The sequence below is a fragment of the Bacillus sp. REN10 genome (assembly GCF_016820555.1).
Classification (GTDB): Bacteria; Bacillota; Bacilli; order Bacillales; family Domibacillaceae; genus Bacillus_CE.
The window spans coordinates 15,962-32,888 of sequence record NZ_JADHDW010000002.1 but is presented as its reverse complement, the minus strand read 5'-3'; the positions used below and the strand labels follow the sequence as shown (position 1 = coordinate 32,888).

15 protein-coding genes are annotated in these 16,927 nt (G+C 39.5%); 1 reads left to right on the top strand and 14 read right to left on the bottom strand.

What is annotated here, in order from left to right; genetic code table 11:
- Positions 1-78: 78 nt before the first annotated feature.
- The 10 genes from IRB43_RS03380 to eutH form a co-directional block, all read right to left on the bottom strand.
- Positions 79-1,083 (bottom strand): branched-chain amino acid ABC transporter permease, encoded by a 1,005-nt coding sequence (locus tag IRB43_RS03380; protein WP_203362039.1) that lies wholly within the window; start codon positions 1,081-1,083, stop codon positions 79-81.
- Positions 1,080-1,949, bottom strand: coding sequence for a branched-chain amino acid ABC transporter permease (locus IRB43_RS03375; RefSeq protein ID WP_203362038.1), 870 nt, complete (start codon positions 1,947-1,949; stop codon positions 1,080-1,082). Before IRB43_RS03375 ends, IRB43_RS03380 begins: the two co-directional genes overlap by 4 nt.
- Positions 1,950-1,964: 15 nt before the next feature.
- Complete coding sequence (locus tag IRB43_RS03370; RefSeq protein ID WP_203362037.1) at positions 1,965-2,672, bottom strand: ABC transporter ATP-binding protein; 708 nt, start codon at positions 2,670-2,672, stop codon at positions 1,965-1,967.
- Positions 2,669-3,424, bottom strand: coding sequence for an ATP-binding cassette domain-containing protein (locus IRB43_RS03365; RefSeq protein WP_203362036.1), 756 nt, complete (start codon positions 3,422-3,424; stop codon positions 2,669-2,671). Before IRB43_RS03365 ends, IRB43_RS03370 begins: the two co-directional genes overlap by 4 nt.
- Positions 3,425-3,497: 73 nt before the next feature.
- Complete coding sequence (locus IRB43_RS03360) at positions 3,498-4,721, bottom strand: substrate-binding domain-containing protein (RefSeq protein WP_203362035.1); 1,224 nt, start codon at positions 4,719-4,721, stop codon at positions 3,498-3,500.
- A gap of 128 nt (positions 4,722-4,849) precedes the next feature.
- Positions 4,850-5,860 (bottom strand): 3-oxoacyl-ACP synthase, encoded by a 1,011-nt coding sequence (locus IRB43_RS03355; RefSeq protein WP_481748110.1) that lies wholly within the window; start codon positions 5,858-5,860, stop codon positions 4,850-4,852.
- A 2-nt stretch (positions 5,861-5,862) separates the two neighbouring features.
- Positions 5,863-7,374, bottom strand: coding sequence for an o-succinylbenzoate--CoA ligase (menE, locus tag IRB43_RS03350; protein WP_203362033.1), 1,512 nt, complete (start codon positions 7,372-7,374; stop codon positions 5,863-5,865).
- Positions 7,349-7,999, bottom strand: coding sequence for a TetR/AcrR family transcriptional regulator (locus IRB43_RS03345; RefSeq protein ID WP_481748109.1), 651 nt, complete (start codon positions 7,997-7,999; stop codon positions 7,349-7,351). Before IRB43_RS03345 ends, menE begins: the two co-directional genes overlap by 26 nt.
- Before the next feature lie 221 nt (positions 8,000-8,220).
- Complete coding sequence (locus IRB43_RS03340) at positions 8,221-11,448, bottom strand: AfsR/SARP family transcriptional regulator (protein ID WP_203362032.1); 3,228 nt, start codon at positions 11,446-11,448, stop codon at positions 8,221-8,223.
- Positions 11,449-11,603: 155 nt separating this feature from the next.
- Positions 11,604-12,977, bottom strand: coding sequence for an ethanolamine utilization protein EutH (eutH, locus tag IRB43_RS03335; RefSeq protein ID WP_238941792.1), 1,374 nt, complete (start codon positions 12,975-12,977; stop codon positions 11,604-11,606).
- A 195-nt stretch (positions 12,978-13,172) separates the two neighbouring features.
- On the opposite strand from eutH, the gene IRB43_RS03330 reads away from it, so the two are divergent.
- Positions 13,173-13,850, top strand: a complete 678-nt coding sequence (locus IRB43_RS03330) for a hypothetical protein (protein WP_203362031.1) — start codon at positions 13,173-13,175, stop codon at positions 13,848-13,850.
- 48 nt (positions 13,851-13,898) lie between these two features.
- Here IRB43_RS03330 and cobT read toward each other — a convergent pair whose 3' ends face one another.
- The 4 genes from cobT to IRB43_RS03310 form a co-directional block, all read right to left on the bottom strand.
- Complete coding sequence (gene cobT / locus IRB43_RS03325; protein WP_203362030.1) at positions 13,899-14,936, bottom strand: nicotinate-nucleotide--dimethylbenzimidazole phosphoribosyltransferase; 1,038 nt, start codon at positions 14,934-14,936, stop codon at positions 13,899-13,901.
- A gap of 95 nt (positions 14,937-15,031) precedes the next feature.
- On the bottom strand, positions 15,032-15,793 hold the full coding sequence (locus tag IRB43_RS03320) for an SDR family NAD(P)-dependent oxidoreductase (RefSeq protein WP_203362029.1): 762 nt from the start codon (positions 15,791-15,793) through the stop codon (positions 15,032-15,034).
- A gap of 146 nt (positions 15,794-15,939) precedes the next feature.
- On the bottom strand, positions 15,940-16,431 hold the full coding sequence (locus tag IRB43_RS03315) for a hypothetical protein (protein ID WP_203362028.1): 492 nt from the start codon (positions 16,429-16,431) through the stop codon (positions 15,940-15,942).
- A 114-nt stretch (positions 16,432-16,545) separates the two neighbouring features.
- A complete protein-coding gene (locus tag IRB43_RS03310; protein WP_203362435.1) occupies positions 16,546-16,878 on the bottom strand; it encodes a retropepsin-like aspartic protease in 333 nt (110 codons plus the stop codon).
- Between the last annotated feature and the right edge of the window lie 49 nt (positions 16,879-16,927).

Genomic DNA, 16,927 nt, shown 5'->3' with positions numbered 1-16,927 from the left:
AATCCCTGCCTTTAAATCCATTTATCTCCATAAATTATTACTTAGAAAAATAGATAATGTTAACAGTGGCTCGCTTCTCTAGCTTGCTATATCTTTTTTCTGTTGAGGAATGGTTTGTTTACCACTACTTCTCTTCCTTTTCATTTTTATCAATGTTCCAACGATGCCTTGAGGAAAGAACATAACAGCTAAAATATAGATAATCCCAAAAAAGATAATCCATCGTTCAAAAATCCAATGCACTTTTGCCAATTCTGTTAACCAATGATGAGCAAATTCAATTAATCCAGCTCCAATAATCGCTCCGACTAATGTTCCTACTCCGCCGATGATCGTAATTAATAAAGCATCTAGCGTCACATCCATTGCAAATACACTTGTATTGACAAACCGCAATGACACCGCATATAAACTTCCAGCTAATCCAGCTATAACACCCGCAACTACCGAAGCAATAATTTTATAATGAATCACTTCATAACCAAGTGATTCTGTCCGTTGCTCATTTTCACGAATCGCTTGCCATACTTTTCCTAATGGAGAATGAGTAAACCGTTGCAACAAAATAAACACAAGTATCATCGTAACTAAACAAATGAGATAAAAATCGGTACGGTCTTTCACAACATCGGGCACTCGAAACGTAAACCCATCATTTCCAAATGTTAATGTCCGCCACTTCTCGGCTAACACTAAAAATAAACCGGAAAGAGCCAATGTAAGCATCGCATAGAAATGACTTTTCAACCGCAATGTTAATAACCCAACGACATAACTTAATAATCCAGTAAAAAAGACTGTGGTGAGGATTGCTAGTAAAAAATAAATAAGTGTGGGTTCAAACTGTTTCATAGAGATCCCCATCGTGTAAGCACCTATCCCAAAAAACATCGCATGTCCAAAAGAAACAATACCGGTATAACCGAGAAGAATATCATAGCTCATCGCAAAAATGGCGAAAATAAAGATCTGAGTACATAAAATTAACATACTTCTAGAATCATAAATAAACGGCAACAACAGCAGAAAAGCGCCGATGATCGAATACAGCACCGACTGTTTGTTTTGCTGATACCAAGTCATACTGCCTGCCCCCTTGCTCCAAATAATCCTTGCGGCCGAAATACCAATACGATCGCCATTAATAACATATTGGCAGCCAGCGCTAAATCAGGTACATAATAAGCCATTAGTGAGCCGGACAAGCCGACTAAAATCGCCGCAAATAATGAACCACTAAAGCTTCCCATTCCGCCTATGACCACCACAATGAAAGCGAGAATTGCAAACTCCATTCCCATCCCTGCATGAATGACACCAGAGTATGGTCCAAATAAAACACCGCCGAGTGCCGCCATTCCTGCACCAATCATGAATACAAGCATAAATACCTTCTGAATATTAATTCCAAGTGCTTGCACCATTTCCTTATCCATCACTCCCGCACGAACGACCAAACCAATTTTTGTGTTTTTCAATACATATTGAACAAGGAAAAAGACAAAAAAGCCAATCAGAATAATAAACACACGATATTTAATAATTGTTATCCCAGCCACCTCCCAGCTTCCGGTTAAATAATCAGGAGGTGCGGCCGAAATTTGGTTTGGTCCCCAAACGACTTTAAGCATTTCAGATAACACAAGCATCAGACCAAGTGTGATTAAGATTTGCTGTACATGGTTCCCATAAACCGGTTTGATAATCCATTTTTCCGTTATTAAGCCTAATAAGCAACCTGTAATAATAGCACCGATTATGCCGATAAAAAAACTTTCCGTTATCGAGTAAAACCAAACACCGCTATAAGCTCCCCAAGCAAACAAACCGCCATGAGCAAAATTCAACACATCCATCAGGCCAAAAATTAGCGTTAACCCTGCAGCTAATAAAAAGATGAGCATCCCCGTCGCCAGTCCATTTAAAATAAGGTTCATTAAAACATCCATGGAAATCCCCTCTCTTTAAGCAATTCCTAAATATTTTCTTCTGAGTTGTTCATCTTCCTTCAATGTCTTCATTTCTCCATCTGTTACTGTTTTCCCATCATCTACAATGTAAAAGTGATCACCAATTGTGCTAGCCATATAAAAGTTTTGTTCTACAAGAACGATCGTGGTCTTTTCCTTCATTTGCATAATCGACTCCATCACCTTATCGACCACAATTGGCGCTAGTCCCTTGCTCGGCTCATCAATCAGAAGTAAGTCATTTTCATTAACGTATGCCCGAGCAATCGAGAGCATTTGCTTTTGTCCTCCGCTCAACAATCCACCCGGCTTATTCCAAAACTTTTTTAAATCAGGAAAAAGCGCTAATATCCATTCTAGTCGTTCCTTTATGACATCATTTTCTTTCCTCATAGCTACCTTCATATTTTCACCAACGGTTAAATCATAAAAAATCCCCTGATCCTCTGGAACATAGCCAATTCCATTTAAAGCAATCGTATAAGTGGGTAACTGTTGAATTTCTTTATTCTTAAAAAGAATCTGGCCGCTGGCCGCTTGATTTAAGCCCATGATGGTACGCAACGTCGTCGTTTTTCCAGCACCATTTCGTCCAAGTAGCACCGTGACTTCTCCCTGTTTGACCTCAAATGAAACACCTTGCAATATATGAAATTGGCCAATATACGTTTCAATCTGATCAACTTGTAAAAGTGAACTCATTCATATAGACCTCCTAAGTACGCCGTTTGAACGGTTTGATTTCTCATAATCGCTTCCGGTGTGTCATCTGCAAGCAAACGACCATTAAACAACACCATAATAGAATCGGATAAATCCATAATCATCTCCATTTTGTGTTCGATTAAAATAATCGTTCGATCGCCCTTTTCTTTAATCTTTTTCACCGTTTCTAATATCGCTGGCACCTCTTCAAGTGACATACCAGCTGTTGGTTCGTCTAGAAGTAAAACATCGGTTTCTAGTGCTAGAAGCATCGCAATTTCGAGTTTTCTTTTTTCCCCATGTGCTAAGTTAACCGCTAATGCATCTTTTTTATCCGCTAAAAGAACGAGTTCTAACCATTGAAGTGCTTTATCCGTCATGCTTTTATACTTTTTCGAATGAACGAGCATTTGATACCGTACTCCTAACTGCGACTGAACAGCTAAGCGAACATTTTCTAGCACAGTTAAATTCGGAAAGACATTGGTGATTTGAAAAGATCGTCCAATACCAGTTCGTGTTCTTTCAGTTGGAGATAAGTTGGTAATATCTCGTCCGCGATAATAAATCTTGCCGCTACTAGGCATTAATTGTCCACTGAGCAAATTAAAAAAAGTCGTTTTCCCCGCTCCATTCGGACCAATAATCGACTTAAATTGATTTTCAGGCATTTCAAAAGTCACGGCATCCACCGCAGTATGTCCACCAAAACGAATACTTAAATCCTTCGTTTCAATCAAGGTCCTCACCTTATTCACCACCCATATGTTCAATTTAGAGCAGGCTGTCCCACCTGTATGATTGAGACAGCCTACATGCAGATTATTTATTTAAAATAGGAGGCGCCGTTTCCTCAGGTGTTAACTCTCTCATCAAAACCGGCACCGGGTAGTCTACTCCTTCTTTTTTCTCAAGCTTGATCGCATATAAAGTTTGTAGCGCTTGATGATCTTCCGGGCGGAACGTCATTTTCCCTTTCGGAGACTCAAAGCTCATTCCTTCCATTGCTTCAATCAGCTTTTGAGCATCCGTGTTTCCTTCCGTCTTTTTCAGTGCCTCAACAATGGCGATAGCAGAAGTCATTCCTCCAGGTGTGAATAGATCGGGTACTTCCCCTTTAAAGCGCTTCTTATGCTCTTCGACAAGCCAATCATTCACTTTATTTTTCGGAAGTGTATGATAATAAACGGAGAAGCCTTCCATGCCCACTAGTGGTTTCATTAAAGATAAGGCAGCAATATCTGGGGCGCCTGTTGAGATTTTGATACCTTTTTCTTGCAGTTTCATATCAGCAATTTGATTCCAAGGAGAGTTTGCTCCTGCCCAAACGACAAATAAATAATCAGGCTTCGCATCAATAATTTTTTGAATGTTGGATGTGAAATCTGTTGCTTTTTGATCGGCATATTCCTCGTGAACAATTTCAGCCCCTAATTTTGTCGCCGCGTCTTTAAACGCTTTAATTCCATCACGACCGAACGAATAGTCAGGTGCAAGCGTAGCAATTTTCACTCCTTTTTTCGCAATGGCTGCTGCTCCGGCAATCGCATCCTGAGAAGAGTTGCGCGCTGTTCTAAAAATATAAGGGTTGAATTCAGAACCTGTAATACTATCAGCTACCGCCGGCTCAACAACCATGATTTTTTCATATTCCTCCGCTAATGGTAAAACGGCTAATGTATCTCCTGAACTTGAAGATCCAACTAAGAAATCCACTTCATCTTCTTCTAACAGTTTCGTTGCTTTTTGAACCGCTACTTCGGGCTTCGTCTCTGTATCTTCAACGATAAATTCAATGTTTCTTCCAGCTACCTCCTGCGTGCCATCCGTCGCATAATCTAAACCAAGCTCAAACCCGTTCAACGTCTGCTTTCCATATGCTTCAAGCCCGCCTGTTAATGAAGCAAGAACGCCCACTTTAATTGGCTCATCGCTTTTTCCTCCTCCATCACTGCTGTTTGTATCACTAGAAGTACAAGCGCTAGCAAAAACCATAACAAAAGCGATCATTAGCAAAAACAACGTATGACGCGTGACCCTCTTCATCCCTCTTCCCCCTTTTACATATTCAAAATACATTCCCCTTTATGTTCCTATCATAAATAAAAGCAGTTACAAATGAGTTACATCGAAAAGTGGAAATCTCTATTCAGACAGGACATAGTGAAGCCGATTCAAACATCCCCATCACCTTGCCACCGCAAGACAGTAGCTGCCCAAGTGTATCCCGTTCCTGCACTCACAACTACAACAAGGTCGCCCTTGTGCAAAAGGCCTCTTTTTTCCGCTAAATACAGACCGAAACAAGGGTCTAAAGCAGACATGTGACCATAGTCTTCTAGGTAAAAAGCTTGATGTTCTTTTAACTTTAAAGAAGTCAAAAGTTCTTGAAACATCGAGCGTTTCGTGTGCAGCGGCAAAAGCATCGAGATATCTTCTGCCGAATAACCACTTCGCTTCAAAGCTTGTTCAACTACAGAAACAAAGTTAGGTACAGAAACAGGATCTAATCGTTTTTTCATGCTGAAGGGGTCTTTTACATCAATATAATGCTGACGTTCAACTACTGTTTTAGCACTTGAAACTAGCACAGACCCTCCAGCGGGAATTTTTACATCATCATGAAATGACCCATCTGTGATAATTGCTGAGGACAAGATTGTACTCTTCACACGATTTCTTGAAACTAAAGCTGCCGCACCTCCATCGGCAAAATTGAACATAAAACGAGAACGAGGGTTTTCATAATCAATAATTTGTGATTCCTTACAACCGCCAACCAACAAAATATTCTTGATACTTTCGTCAGATCTCAACATATCCTTTGCTACTTTTAAGGCAAGTGGGAAGCAGGAACTCACATTCATCAGCTCAAATGCATAAGCCTGTTTGCATCTAAGCTCATGCTGTATTTTAGGGGCTATAGGCCAAACATAATAATCTTTATGAGGACTACCAAAATAAATAACGACATCAATATCATTCGGGTCAACAGTCCTTAAAATTTCCTTTCCTGCTTTAATGGCCAAATCCGATGCATGTTCATTCTCTAAAGCGACATGTTTCTTTCGCAGTCCAAACTTCTCAATAATTATTTTTTCAGGGATATTTGTTTTTTCTGCTAAATCAGCAGCTGTTTCAGTATTTTCCGGTGTATAAATAGCGGTAGCTGAAATGCCTATCATCCTCATTCTCCTTTCGAAACATTTGTTAACAATGCTTTTAATTGTTTTTTATCGACTTTCCCTGCTGCATTTTTTGGCAATTCAGACAAGATGACAAATGATTTAGGAATTTTATATTTTGCCAGCTTGCTCAAACAGGCTTGTTTTAACTGTTCTTCTGTAATTACATGCTTGTCTTTTACAACAATAAAAGCAAAAGGAACTTCTCCCCATTTCTCATCAGAAACACCAATCACAGACACTTCATCAACTGCTGGATCTTCTTTTAATACTTGTTCGATTTCAAGGGGGTATACATTTTCTCCACCTGAAATAATCATCTCTTTTTTACGCCCAATGATATAAATAAAGCCATCTTCATCTGCCTTTACATAGTCTCCAGTATAAAACCATCCGTCTTTTATCGATTGATTCGTTTCAGCAGGCAATTGCCAATACTCCTTGATCACATTAGGACCCTTAACAGCAAGTTCTCCAATTTCACCCACCACTACAGGGTTATTATTTTCATCTACAATATTGATATCGGTGTATAAAACAGGCTTACCTACCGAACCTATTTTTCTCTTGTAATCTTCTTTAGCCAGCATAAAAACAGTCGGTGATGCTTCCGTTAGACCATAGCCTTGATAAAAGGGAAGCCCTCGATGTAAATAAAACTCTATTAGCTCTTTAGGACAAGGTGCTCCTCCGCTGCAAAAAATACGAACGGAGCTTAAATTTGCTGTCATGAAATCATTATGTTTTCGAATAGTATCAAAAATGGTCGGAACTCCCATAATGACGGAAATTTGTTCTTTCTCAATCATGTTTAACGCTTCTTTCGGATCAAATTTGCCTAATATGGCTACAGCCCCACCGGCAAAAAATGTCGGAAAAGCAAATAGTCCAATTCCGCCAATATGAAAAAGCGGCAATAAGACAAGTGTGGAATCATTTGAATTGATATCAATACTCGTGCAATTATTTACCGCATTCCAAAACATATTTTCTTGTGTTAAAACGGCTCCTTTTGGACGACCAGTCGTACCTGATGTATAGCAAATAATATAAGGTGTGGAAGCATCGATGATTGGAAAATCATGTGAAATGTAGGTTTCTTGAAGTGGTGGCAAGGTGACGGATTCAATTGATCGAGTGGTTAATTGTGGATGTTTGTTTTTTAATGTCTGTACTGTTATATGAAACTCATACTCATAGATCAGCATGCTCATTTCACTATCTGTTATTTGATACGATAGTTCTTCAGAAGTAAGTCGTGTATTAAGCGGAACAGCGACCGCTCCAATTTTAGCAATCGCAAACAGCAATAAAATGTAGTCTATTCGGTTATTGAAATAAAGACCTATTCTATCTCCTTGTTGAAGCATTTCTATTTTTCTCAAATAATAGGCCAGTCGATTCATTTCGTTATTCATTTCAAAATAGGTGAGCCGGCGCCTTAGATCCAATAACGCTAGACGATCCGGACTCATGCTTGCTCGTTTTTCAATCCACGTCGAAATTTGCTTCATCCTTTCTTTCATCTCCTTTAATGGTTGGTTGCTTTAAACCGTGAAATATCATGTCCATGGCACTTTCGAACACGTCATCAGGTACTGATTGCTCTTCCCAATATACCCATCTCATCCCTAAAAATTGGCCGATTCCCATTAAACAATAAGTGATGGCCTCTTTATTTAACGATTTAAATTCACCTTCCTCCATCGCTTTCGAGAGCGCTCTCATATAACCATTGGCTAATCGATCATAGTAATAACGATACAATTTCACATCAACAAGAAGAGCTTGCTGCACGATACTATATAGATTTTGATGATTTCTCACCCATAAGAAAAATGTTTGAAAACCAATTCTTTGGGCCTCTTCATGGCTTTTGGCAGAAGCAATGGCCTTTTTAATTTCAAATCGCACATCTCTACTTAATTGCATCATTAATTCTTCAAAAATCGCATACTTAGTTGGAAAATAATTATAAAATGTTCCTTGCGAGACACCCGCTTGCTGCGTAATATCAACAACGGACGTTTCATAATAGCCCTTTTCTCCAAAAATTATTTCTGCTGTTGCAAGCAGCTTTTCACGTGTCATCTGACCTTTTGTTGTTAGCTTTATTTTGGCTGATGTATTTTCTGACAACTGACTCACCTCTCAGTTTTTATTATAAAAAACGTAACTCCTTTTAGACAATAGATCAAAAGAATGAAATTTCTGATTTTTCAAAACACATCTATTATGAGCACCGCTATCACAAATGGAATAACTGATAAACTCAGAGGAGTGCTGATAAAAGCAGAAAGTTTACCGATAAATTCACTCCATATCGAATAAGCCCGCAAACAATGCGGGCTTATTGTCATTTATTTCGCTTCCATAATCATTTGATACATATGCAGGGTAGGTTCAAGCGGATGTACACCAAGCTCTTCCTTTAAAATTTGGTTGCATTTTTTATACCATTTGATAGCTTGAGGGCGATTGTTTTTTCGATAATAGCTATACATGAGTAAGCGATAAGCTTCTTCCCAAGTGGCATCGCGCTCAATAATTTTTTCACACCATTGTATAGCTGCCTCGTAATTTTCATTGCGAACAGCCAGCTGAGCCAGCTTTTCTGCCCCCCGCAAATAATAGACAAGCAAGCGTTCCCGTTCGTTAATACACCATTCATCATAACGACGGTCAGCTAAAAAATCGCCATTGTAGTATTTCATCCCTTTTTCAAGACAAGATAACGCTTTTTCTTTATCCCCTTCTTCTAACCCCATTTCGATCCATTGTTCGAATTGAGTCACATCCATTTCAAGTACAGCATCGGGATTGAGACCATAAGATGTCCCTTGCCGCTTAATAAAAAATGAGGCTGAACGCGCCTTTCGCTGTGGTTCTAACACATTATTCACCGCATTTAATGCCACTTTGAAGTCTCTGGCACAGCTGACTTCATCTTGATCCGGCCATAACTTTTGAAAAATTTCTTCTTTAGGCAACAACTGCTTGTAGTGAGTAATGAATAATTGAAATAGCTCTTTTGCCTTCCCTCGTTGCCATTGACGTTCCTCTACTTCTTCATCTCCAAGCCAAACTCGGAAGGAGCCAAGCGCCTGCACACGCAGCGTATAACCAGGATGAGATTGCAGCTTGGCCAATCCCATTCGATGCAGGAGTCTGGCAATATAATCAGGATAAATATTTTGTTTGGAAGCCTCCATAAACAAATGAGGAAATAATTGCAAATCAAGCGGCCCAAACATCGTCCGATGGCAAAAAATAAATTCATAATCGCGCAGCTGAACCAATTTCAGAAAAGGTGAAAAATGTTTTATAAACCGTTCATTTTCTGCTCGATCATAATAAATAACTGCCTGCCAAAAATGGCAAAATGTTTTAATGTAATCATCCTCCGTTAACCGCCCCAATTGCTCTGCCTTTTTCAGAAATTCAAGAGCTTCTTCCACTCGACGATTGTGAATGGAGGCAATTGCCATACTTAACGTAATCAGAGCTGATAACCAAACATCATGTACACGCTCCGTTTCCTTTAATGCACTTCTGCCAGCTTCCATCGCTCGTTCATACTCTCCGCTTCTTCCAAATAAAAGGCATAACCCCATTTGAGGCTCGGCTTTTCCACGGCTTATGTGAAGTGCATCCATCATTTGCAGAGCTGTTTCATAACATTGCTTCGCTAATGAAATCTCATATTGGTCCGTAAGCTGCACGGCGTGGCCCATTCGAATCCATCCACAGGCTTCTACAAATGGAGCTCCTACATTTAAACCGAGATGAATAGACTCTTGAGCGAGTTCTTTCGCTTGTTTCCCCTCTCCTATAAATGATGCAATTAACGAAAGCAGCAGCTCTGTTTCGCGATGAGATTGCGGCAATTCTTTTTTCTCATCTTCCTCCATGACCAACTGCGTTTCTGTTAACATCTCTTTTGCCCGCTTAAATCGTCCGGTCCGTAAATATAAACGCGCTTCTAAATGACGATCTTTTATCGGCACATTTAACCCTTTGGCCCGCTGAATCCACTTTTCTGCTTTCGAGGCTTTCCCTGCATTAATTAAATTCTCAGCAAGAAGCTGATACAATTCCGCAATTTCCTTTGTCGTGCTACCCTCGTTCTTTTCTCTTAAATCAATCGCTTGATACAAAAGACGCTCGGCATGATAAGGCTGAATCGTATCTAAATAAATGCGTGCTTTCCCTTCTAAAGCACGGCTTTTTTCGAGATAATCCTGCTTTGCTTCAGCATATGTAATTGCTTGATCATAACAATGCTCCGCTTCTTGATAAGCTGAACGATAGCGCAACACCTCTCCTTTTAAGTGCCAAAGCTTATAGTAAACATTTAATTCTTTTTCTGGTACAAGCAAAAGCCACTCATACAACCCTTCTAACTTGCCGCTTTGAAGCATGACAAAGCCGTATTGATTTAAAATGGAAGCGATCGTTTCAAACTTATTTAATTTCTTATAAAAAATTAACGCTTGCTCCCACTGCCCACTTTGCTCAAAAAAACAAGCGATTTGTTTCTGCAGCAACTCATATTGCTGTGGCTGCTTCGTCCGAAACTGCTCTTCTAAAAACTCGCGAAATAAAGCATGATATTTATACTTATCCTCACCAACTTTTTGGATAAATAAATTTTTACTCGTCAATTCTTCAAGTATATCTCTTGCATACGGAATACCTAATATTTGTGTGCATTTCTGTTCGGAAATTTCTTCAAAAATACATGTTTGTTCCAAAAACTGCTGGATCGTTGGCGGCTGTTTTGAGAACACTTCATACAACAAATATTGAAATAGCTCCTGAAGAGATTGAGATGCTTGAGTCGATACATTCATTAAATTCCCATTCTCAGCTAAATGCTGTGCCATCATTCCGAGCGCAATCACCCAGCCATCAGTCAATTCATCAATTTGCTGCAGTTCCTTTTCCGTTAACAACACGCCATATAATTCTGTTAATAATAATTCCATCTCCTCAAGGGTCAACCTTAAATCCTTTTGAGTGATCTCCAGCAATTGCCCGCTCACCTTCATTTTCGTCAGCACTTGCCAATTTGGACGACTTCTGCTCGCAATCACAATATGTAGCTGATGAGGGCGGTGCTCAATCATCTTTTCCATCCAGCGGTTAATCGCTAGTGAATGTTCCACTTGGTGAAAGTCATCTAAAATAATGACTAACTTTTCTTGTAAAGAAACAATTTCATTAATAAATAATGAGCAAAGTACATTCAGCTCATCCTCACGTATGTAGCGATCCATTTGATCCATATATTTCAATAATTCTTCTCCAAACATCGGAAACTTTGAACGTACCGCATGAATCAAGTACGTTAAAAACGGGATCATGTCATCATCCATGGCTGAAACCGTATACCAGCAACATCTTTCATTCCCATCTTGCGCATATAGAGCAAGAGCCGTACTTTTTCCATACCCGGCTCCTGCATGAATCAGCGTTAACGGATAATCTGATATCGTTTTCAGCTTTTTAAACAATCTTGCCAATCGAATAAAATCTCCATGAACTGTTGGAACCATTAACTTCGTCTTCATAATTGGAACAGACATGACATCCTCCTTTTTCGCAATTATGTCAATATTCTACCATGAGAAAACTAAAAAAAGACTCGAAATAACTCGAGTCTAAAATTAGGAATTTCTCATTTATTTCTCTTATCTCTCCTATGATTTTATCGTTTATTATCGATTTTTGTCATTCCTTATTAACTTGTTGCTTCAAGAGAAGGTTGATTCTCATTTACCTTCTTTATATTCTGACTAGCTGCCTCATCTAGTTTTTCAATTCGCTCAAGCTCTAATGCTTTCGGAACAGAGATGCGGTACGCTAACAGAATGGCTAAGATCGCTCCTAAAAACTTGCCTAGCATTACCGGGATAATAATAGTCGGCTGGAAGTTTGCAGGAAACGCTAACTGATCGCCAATCATCCATCCTCCGCTAATGGCGTAGGCAATCGTTAAAACTTTATCCTTTGCCGGCATGTCTTGAATAATTTTAAACAGAGCAAGCGGATTAGCTGTCGCAGCGATCACTCCCGCACTTCCAATACTGCTCAACCCTAATTTCTTGCCAAAAAACTCAAGCGGCTTCGCCAAATACTTCTGAATCGCATACACCATCGGAAATGCTCCGGCAAGCATAATCCCTATATATCCAGCAATCTCTAATCCTCTAAACTGATCTTTCGCATCGGCAATAATCGGATCAAAGCCCCAGCTTCCGAATACCGTTGAGAATACGCCAGTAAAATATTCAACAATGGAACACACAAGAATTAAAATCATAGCCGTTCGCATAAACCAGCCGATCGCCATAAACCCTTTAATCATCGCATTCGGGAACATCCGCAGCCCAATAGCGATAAATATTCCAACAGCTATTAACGGAAGAAGGTTAATCAAAATCGTGCTGATCGACAGCGACAATTGATAAGTTGAATCTGCCGTTGTGCTAATCGTATCCCGGATTTTTGCATCCGTTAACGCCAAAATGCTTGTTGTAATAAATACACTGATAGGAACCGTCAACACACCTGACATCATCCCAAGCGCTAAATACTTATGATCACGCTTTTGTAGCATCGCAAGTGCAACCGGAATCGTAAAAATAATATGAGGACCCATAATAATGCCATTTACCGTCGCAATAATCCAGTTCTCACGATCACTCGCCAACACATCCGCTAATTGATAACCGCCCATGTCACTAGAAATAAACGTGGTGGCCGCCATCGCTGGATCTGCACCAATTGCCGAAAACAACGGCCCAAAAGCAAAATCAATAAATTTCGATAAATACGGAATTGAAGCAAGCGTTGCTGCAATTGGAATAAAGATTGGACCAATCGTATAAATCCCTTCCATAAACTCTTTTCCCATTCCCTCTTCTTCATTACGAATCGCCGCAAACGCTCCCAGCATTGCAAAGGCCATAATCACATAAATGACGTAAGTCCCTAAATTCTCCATAGAACACAACCCTTCCTGAAATAAAATATGACTCTGTAAAATATTTAATTTAAAAAATATTTGCAATATTTGTGCCATTTTCACAAAATAGACAAATTTAATCGGCATTTTCCTTACCCTTCTGACTTCTCTTTATGAACAACTGAGAGAATGGTGTGATTTTTTATGCAAATGGTCATAGTTTATTTCAGAATGAATAAAAACTTATTCACCTATCCAAGCCTTTTATTCACTTATTTTAAAATATTCACTTTTAAAAAAATCCTCAAATAGTAAAATATAGATAAAAAGGGAGGGTAAATTATGAATAAACAATTTAGTCAATTAATTATGTCAGCGATGATCCTGTTACTTGCTTTCACTGCTTGGCATCCAACTGTTGAAGCTGCTAACCCAATCAATCCAAAACAAAGTCGAGTCACACATTTACTGAAGGATGCTAATGGAAAACAATACAAAGTATATTTTTCAGGAATAAAAGAAAAGAAAGCCTACGCTTCTTTTGAGCATGACTGGGCTTTAGTATGGGCAGGTGCCAGCGAAGGTGATTTACTATATCATGGAAACTACAAACTATACATGCAAAAAGTAGGTGTCAGTCATATTCAATCGACCAAGTACAGCTATCCAGATTATACGTTAAATTCTACTCGCAAAATGGTACATATGTATCCCTCTAAACAGAAAGGACAGCCGGATCTATTAGCAGTAGCTGAAACAGGTAGCTCCAATTCAGAATATGCTGATTGGTATTACATTAAAAATGGAGTCTTAACAAAAATTGCGAATGTAGAATACACAAAGAGAGCACAAGTCATTGGTAAAAACACATTCCTGACCGCTAATTATGATAACTCAGTAGGAAAATGGTTTTTTTACAAAATGAGTTTTAATCCTTCTAAAAATAAGCTGACAACAACAAAACAAACTTACAAAAACCCAGAACAAGTAATAAAAAACTGGAAAAAGCATTGGAAATAACAATACAAACGAGACATGCATAAATAATTGCGCATGTCTCGTTGTCTTTCACTCTATATTCGACACATTAGCAGAAGCAAAGGTCGCCATTTCCTTTACCATTAACGTCGCCGATTGTAAGATTGGAAAAGCAACAGCGGCTCCCGTTCCTTCTCCTAGTCTCATATTTAACTGCAACAGCGGCTGTTTTTGTAAATAATTCATCGCTTGCACATGCCCCGGTTCAACGGAATGATGCGATAAAATCATGTAATCTGCAGTTAACGGCTCCATTAATTTCGCTACACACGCCGCTGTTGAACAAATAAACCCATCTAATAAAATTGGAATCCGACGTTCGGCTGCCGCAATCATCGCTCCCGCCATCGCCGCAATCTCCAAGCCGCCCACTTTTGACAAAATGTCCAAGCCATCTTCAGCATCTGGCTGATGAAAAGCAAGCGCTCGTTCAATCACTTCTGCTTTGTGCTTTAATTGCTCCGTTGTAATGCCTGTTCCATGCCCAACAATTGAAGCAGGCTCACATTTGGTGATACTTGCTAAAATCGCGCTACTTGTCGTTGTATTAGCAATACCTACTTCACCGACAATTAAACATTTAATTCCTTTTTCAATTAACTCGACCGCTTCTGCATAACCAACTTCTAACGCTTGCTGCGCTTCCGCTTTTGTCATCGCCAGTTCCTTTGCAAAATTGCCTGTTCCGTATCGAATTTTCCGATTTAGAACTTCGGATTCTTTCACTTCGCCTGCTACGCCTACATCAACAACTTTAGACATCGCCCCTATTTGCCGACTAAACACATTAATCGCTGCCCCGCCATGAACTAAATTGCTCACCATTTGCACCGTTACTTCTTGTGGAAAAGCTGATACTCCTTCCGCCGCAATTCCGTGATCAGCCGTAAACACGATCACCCCAGGTGGTGTCACTTCCGGAAAAGACTGTCCGGTCATTTCAGCAAGCTGAATCGCCAATTCCTCTAAACGGCCAAGGCTTCCTTTTGGTTTCGTTAACGTGTCAATATAATCAGCCACTTGCTGTCCTACTTCTTTGTTTAATGGAGAAATTTTCTGTTTTAACATCTATGTTCCTCTCTTCCCTGATAAAAATACCGAATATTCTTATCATACCAGCTACCGATCGTTGTTTTTATTATTTTTCGAAAAAACGAATAAATTTAAAAGTTCATTCTCGATTGGCCACCATCGACATTGATGCTAGTACCGACAATCCAAAAAGCTTTTTCCGATGCCAAAAAGACCGCTACATTCGCTATTTCCTCAGGCGTACCAAAACGTCCTGCTGGAATTTCCTGATCAACAAACGCTCGGATGCCCTCAGGATCGGCTTCTAACCGCTTTTTCCAATTGCCCGTTTCATGCAAAATACTACCTGGCGCAATGCTATTCACCCGAATACCATCCGCAATCACTTCATCCGCCAGCGACTTCGTAAAACTAATTAACGCCGATTTCGCATTATTATACGTCGCCTTCCCGCCGCTCTCTCTGCCAAAAATCGACGTAATGTTCACAATCGCCCCTGTGCCTGCTTTCTTCATATGTAGTACCGCTAACTTACTTAAATGAACCGCAGAAAAATAATTCAGTTCCAGCGCCTCATAAAACAAATCCATCTCCGTCTCCATCGCTGTGCTACCATTGCTTCCACCTGCATTATTAATCAACACATCCACCGTTCCATGCTTAGCAACAAAAGACGCTATTAGCTTTTCACGCTCCTCCGCCTTCGTCAAATCCGCTGCATAAATAACGACCTTCCCGCCAAGCTCCTCTTTCGCCTGCTCTAATGTCTCTAGACCACGAGCTGCAATCGACACATTTGCCCCCTCAGCCAAAAACGCCTGAGCAATCGCCTTGCCGATTCCTTTAGAGCCGCCAGTGATAAGTACGTTTTTCCCTTGTAATTGTAGATCCATTGAATAGCCTCCTAGACATTTTGATGATAGGTTTATTATAACCTTTTGGAGGACAAGGGCTAAATGAAAAAGCCCGATTCCTTTTAGATGAAGGCGTTCGGAGCTTTGTTCTTTAATTTTGGAAAGCTCACCTTCATGAAAGCCGGTTAAACAATAGATTGCTTTAAATGTGGTCCTTCCTGTTTTTCTGTAACAATGCTATTCTCATCAAAGCCATTACACACAGCAAAATAACCGTCTTCTAGCTGGAATCCTACTCCGAATAACAAAGAGTCCTCTTCTATAATTTCAATTTCCTTTACCTGTTGACCGATAGCAAACTCAAGATTCTCCATTTTATCCTTTGTCCAAATAAGCTTGAATTCAGTGCCAGGCAAATCAGGTTGCTGGCGAATATCAATCTGATTAAACGAAATCGCGAACGCGCCCATTTGATAAGCACATAACTCCATTTGAGCATTTTCGAACTGGATAATTACCGGGCAATCGACAAACCATTCATCATAAAATTGATCCCAGACGACCCAGATTTTCTTTATTTTTTGACCTTTGAGATCTTGAAGGTCATGTTTGAGGTCGTGTAAAATAGCGGTTGAGTTTTCATATAATTTTGGTAGGTATTCTTTTATGCCGAACATAGCATTCTCCCTTGATCGTTTTTAATGCTATTATTATTCAATGAATGTTAAACAGCAAACAAAAAAGCATCCGAATGGAATACTAAAGCGATACGCCTCTATTTTTTGTCCAATTTAACACATTTCTAATTTGTCTAAATCTAACGTAAACCCAGCATCTAATAAAATATCTAGCCCTAATAAGCCATTAATACCTTCATAATACATTCCACTGAAATCAATCGCATACTCTCTTTTTTGAAACGTCCCTAAAGAAATAGAGTCAACTTGTTTGGTAAAAGCGTGCTCTTTTCCACCAATTCCATAATAGGTAACAACATGATCTCCCATCTCTACTCGAAGATCCATATCCTCTACAACATTTTGAGAAATTAATGTTATAGCTGCACCTGTATCAATAACCATATTGTCAATAATCTTAGGCTTCCCTCGATAAATAATCACCATTGACGTAAACAATAAAAAGAAAACTCTACTGGATTCGAACGAACTAACG

Excerpts from the sequence above, each read along its gene's own strand:
- IRB43_RS03380 (WP_203362039.1), bottom strand. The coding sequence starts at position 1,083 with ATGACTTGGTATCAGCAAAACAAACAGTCGGTGCTGTATTCGATCATC.
- IRB43_RS03375 (WP_203362038.1), bottom strand. The coding sequence starts at position 1,949 with ATGGATGTTTTAATGAACCTTATTTTAAATGGACTGGCGACGGGGATG.
- IRB43_RS03370 (WP_203362037.1), bottom strand. The coding sequence starts at position 2,672 with ATGAGTTCACTTTTACAAGTTGATCAGATTGAAACGTATATTGGCCAA.
- IRB43_RS03360 (WP_203362035.1), bottom strand. The coding sequence starts at position 4,721 with ATGAAGAGGGTCACGCGTCATACGTTGTTTTTGCTAATGATCGCTTTT.
- IRB43_RS03355 (WP_481748110.1), bottom strand. The coding sequence starts at position 5,860 with ATGATAGGCATTTCAGCTACCGCTATTTATACACCGGAAAATACTGAA.
- menE (WP_203362033.1), bottom strand. The coding sequence starts at position 7,374 with ATGAAGCAAATTTCGACGTGGATTGAAAAACGAGCAAGCATGAGTCCG.
- IRB43_RS03340 (WP_203362032.1), bottom strand. The coding sequence starts at position 11,448 with ATGTCTGTTCCAATTATGAAGACGAAGTTAATGGTTCCAACAGTTCAT.
- eutH (WP_238941792.1), bottom strand. The coding sequence starts at position 12,977 with ATGCCGATTAAATTTGTCTATTTTGTGAAAATGGCACAAATATTGCAA.
- IRB43_RS03330 (WP_203362031.1), top strand. The coding sequence starts at position 13,173 with ATGAATAAACAATTTAGTCAATTAATTATGTCAGCGATGATCCTGTTA.
- cobT (WP_203362030.1), bottom strand. The coding sequence starts at position 14,936 with ATGTTAAAACAGAAAATTTCTCCATTAAACAAAGAAGTAGGACAGCAA.
- IRB43_RS03320 (WP_203362029.1), bottom strand. The coding sequence starts at position 15,793 with ATGGATCTACAATTACAAGGGAAAAACGTACTTATCACTGGCGGCTCT.
- IRB43_RS03315 (WP_203362028.1), bottom strand. The coding sequence starts at position 16,431 with ATGTTCGGCATAAAAGAATACCTACCAAAATTATATGAAAACTCAACC.
- IRB43_RS03310 (WP_203362435.1), bottom strand. The coding sequence starts at position 16,878 with ATGGTGATTATTTATCGAGGGAAGCCTAAGATTATTGACAATATGGTT.